The sequence below is a fragment of the Pseudomonas sp. SST3 genome (genome assembly GCF_003325755.1).
This window is the reverse complement of record NZ_QORI02000186.1, coordinates 1-3,181: the sequence shown is the minus strand read 5'-3', so window position 1 is coordinate 3,181 and position 3,181 is coordinate 1. Positions and strand designations below refer to the sequence as shown.

At 53.6% G+C, this 3,181-nt stretch carries 2 protein-coding genes and 3 pseudogenes; 1 reads left to right on the top strand and 4 read right to left on the bottom strand.

What is annotated here, in order from left to right; translation table 11 throughout:
- Positions 1 to 330 (top strand): annotated as a pseudogene (locus tag DQ405_RS27325) (hypothetical protein); the annotation flags it as partial.
- Positions 331 to 388: 58 nt separating this feature from the next.
- Here DQ405_RS27325 and DQ405_RS26240 read toward each other — a convergent pair.
- The 4 genes and pseudogenes from DQ405_RS26240 to DQ405_RS26225 all read right to left on the bottom strand — a co-directional run.
- Positions 389 to 469 (bottom strand): annotated as a pseudogene (locus DQ405_RS26240) (IS5/IS1182 family transposase); the annotation flags it as partial.
- Between the two features lie 138 nt (positions 470 to 607).
- Positions 608 to 1,015, bottom strand: coding sequence for a BLUF domain-containing protein (locus tag DQ405_RS26235; protein ID WP_128121957.1), 408 nt, complete (start codon positions 1,013 to 1,015; stop codon positions 608 to 610).
- A gap of 135 nt (positions 1,016 to 1,150) precedes the next feature.
- Positions 1,151 to 1,360: pseudogene (locus tag DQ405_RS26230) on the bottom strand (transposase); the annotation flags it as partial.
- A 266-nt stretch (positions 1,361 to 1,626) separates the two neighbouring features.
- Positions 1,627 to 2,958: an IS4 family transposase gene (locus DQ405_RS26225; protein ID WP_178114219.1), complete on the bottom strand. Its 1,332-nt coding sequence runs from the start codon at positions 2,956 to 2,958 to the stop codon at positions 1,627 to 1,629.
- Positions 2,959 to 3,181 lie beyond the last annotated feature (223 nt).

The following is a 3,181-nucleotide window of genomic DNA, read 5'->3' as shown; positions in this document are numbered from 1 at the left end:
CCGGTAGTCCGTGAAGTTGCAGCAAAGCCCGCTAGTAGCGAGCGACGTCCGCGCACGGTAAGCCGGGAGCGCACATCCACCTGGATAAAGAGCTGGAATGGCGGTACTAACTATCTGGCGGAGTGGGTGGCAGTAAACAACTACATCGACCGAACGAGCGTGTGCGGCAATCATCGCCGAGGCTCAATCGACTATAGAGAATGCCGCAAGGCTGCCAAACAGCACTTCCATGAACAATGTCAGACATGGCGTGCCCGCTTTGACGGTGATCGCAAAGATCTAAGCGACCGGATGAAAAACCCGTTATTGCGGAGCAGCAAGCAGCTTTAACCCAATGGGCTGAGGTAGCGGAAGCTTCAGAATTATCAACATCGAGGAGCGTTCGTATACGCTCGTTGTAGATGGCCTTGTGCAGCAGAATTTCCCGCAGCTTCGACCAGTACTCATCACTGAGCAGTAATCGGGGCATCGCAAACTCGTATTGGTGTTGTGTGTGAGCTACAACGATGCGAGCTTGTTCCTATATACCAATGATTTAGATCGAAGCTGGAACACCCCCTACACATTGACCACAGGTCACCCTAAGCAGAGGTTTTCTGGTCACACCCTACTTCGCGTCTCTCAGCATCTGTGCAAACTCGCGCATCGTCTCCGTGAACGTACTTGCATCGATGACCTCTAGACGGCGGGCTCGCAATTTGGAGATATATTGAAATTGCAAGGGATCGCTTTTTATGCCCCCCATCGACCACTTCCCAAAGATCCGATTGTTCGCCGGCGAAATATAAAGAATCTCTGCACCACTGTGTCTGGGATCATCTAGAATCTTCACATATTTCCGGAGAACATCCTGTTCCTGCCCTTCTAAAACTTGCATGAACAGTCCACCACCGTGGACCAGGATGCCAGTGATACTGCTGGCCGGATTATTTTGGCGCGAGGACAGTAGTATGTCCTGTACTTGTTCATTCGATATTGTGGGGGCGGCACGGCTGATATAGAGAAGTCGAATCATTGAGTAACCTCTGTCGGTGGGCAAAGTGTTTGGCTGGACGGAGGGCCTTCAAGGGGGCGATAAAGAAAACGGAAAAATCGTACGCTAAGCATGCGACCTGTCAGGTTGAAGCCTATAGAGGTTGGCTGCGAGCTAACCTGACGCGGACCAGGCGTTGAAACGTTTGTAGCCTTTGCTCAAGCTTACGAATGCCCCGGGAAAGTCTCGCCAGAGGCATCCTCCGCGCATGCGATACAGCATGCCTTCGACGGTCATCCGTAGATTACGCTTGTTGTAGATGGCCTTGTGCAGCTGAATTTCCCTCAGCTTCGACCAGTGCTCATCACTGGGCAGTAATCGGGGCATTGCAAGCTCGTACTGGTGTTGTGTAAGAGCTACAACGATACGAGCTTGTTCCTATATATCGATGACTTAGATCGAAACGGGAAAACCCATAGCAGACATGTCGAAAAAGTGTCGAAATCATTGTGACGCATAGCGACGAAACGAGCAGGCGAGATAGCTGGAAACCCCTTAACGACACGCTTTGAGACGGAACGACACACCAAGCATAAGGGTTCGATCCTCTTCGCCCGCGCCAATTAAAAAGCCCTGCCGGAGCATAATGCTGTTCACTTAAGCGGAGCAGCCTTACGATCCACCGGATACCGGGTTTTGGAAATCTTCACCGTCCTTGGCCTCCCTGGCCTTGGACGGTGATCCAGAAACAGCCCTGCGACACCTCCCCGCAATTCAGCCAGCCTTCTTCCCGTTGCCGAAACCGGATTGGCCGCCGCCATGACGATCAATTGCACCGCGATGTACTGGCAGGCGGGTTTGAACCTTATATCTGAAGGCTCCCGACCGAAGGCTACTGCGGCCTGGCTCGCCTCCCTGCGAATGATGTTGTAAGCCAGTAGCAGGCCCCAAACCTCCTGATAAATCAGGTCGATCTTCTTACTACGCAGCGTCACTGCGTTTTGTTGCATCGAGCTTTTGATGTCTCGAAAGCCCAACTCGATCTCCCAGCGCTCCAGGTACAGCTCAGCGACAGCCTCTGCGCTGTAGTCCCCAGCAGGCAATGAAGTGAGCAGCGATCTGACGTGTCCCCGGCTTTCATAACTAACCTCACGCACCTCCCAATGTGTGGGCAGGCTTGGATTTCGCTTGCGTGCTTGGGGCGAAACCTTCATCCGAACACGGCGATCATGCTCGCCGTAACGCTCGACTTCCTCCATGACCAGATTCTTGCGAGCCGGCGTCAACCAGTGACGATTGCTGCCGCCATCAGCAACGCTCAGCAGTAGATCAGCGCCCCAAAAGCCTTTGTCGAATAGCGTGATCGAATTGTCCGGAATCTGGCCTAGGAAGGTTTCGGCCAAGCGCATTTCGCTGCCCCGGTAGGGGCTGAGCTGGGCATCGAGGATCACGTGGGAACGCACGTTCATCAAGGCAACGAGCCGCATCATTGGAAAAGGTGTCTGGCGTTCAGTGCCCGTGTTGCCAGAGCCAAAATGTTCTCTTAGCTCAGGTGTATCGGGGGTTCGCAGTAATGCACCATCGACCGCGAACACCTGTAAACCATTCCAGTCGTCGGCTTCGTATCGCTCGCAACCCCAGTGTTTACCCGTCTGACGAAACAACGACTCGACCGGATCAGCCCCCAGTCGCTTACGCGCTTCAGTCACGCCGCTTCGCGCCAGCAACTGATCGGAGGCCAAGCCTTGAGCGCAGATATTCAGACGTCTGGCTACCTCATGTACGGGCTCATCTCGGAACAGGGCCATGCCCAGCACCAACCAAAGCACCTGATCGCTTGGTAGGCGACGACGCCTTATGGTGGCTTGCGCTGAAAGGTTCAGCGCACTGGCGACCCACTCAACAGGAATGTTCTGCGTGAAGGTGCTCAGATCCGAGAAATTGAAGAGATCACCGAGGTCGAGCAATTGCTGCTGAATGGGCATAAAAAATCCGATACCAGAGGACTGGTATCGGATTTTCTAGAAGCCACGGCCTGGACTCAAATGCTTAAGTGAACAGCATTACGCCCGATGAGGCGCGTTTTTTTTGTAAGCTCCTGCCGTGGATACACATTGCTAAACCAGCTGGCTGCTCGAATTACCACCCCGACCGCAAAACTTGTTGTTACAGCTCAAACCGCTAGCCCGCCTTTAGCGATAACTTGCG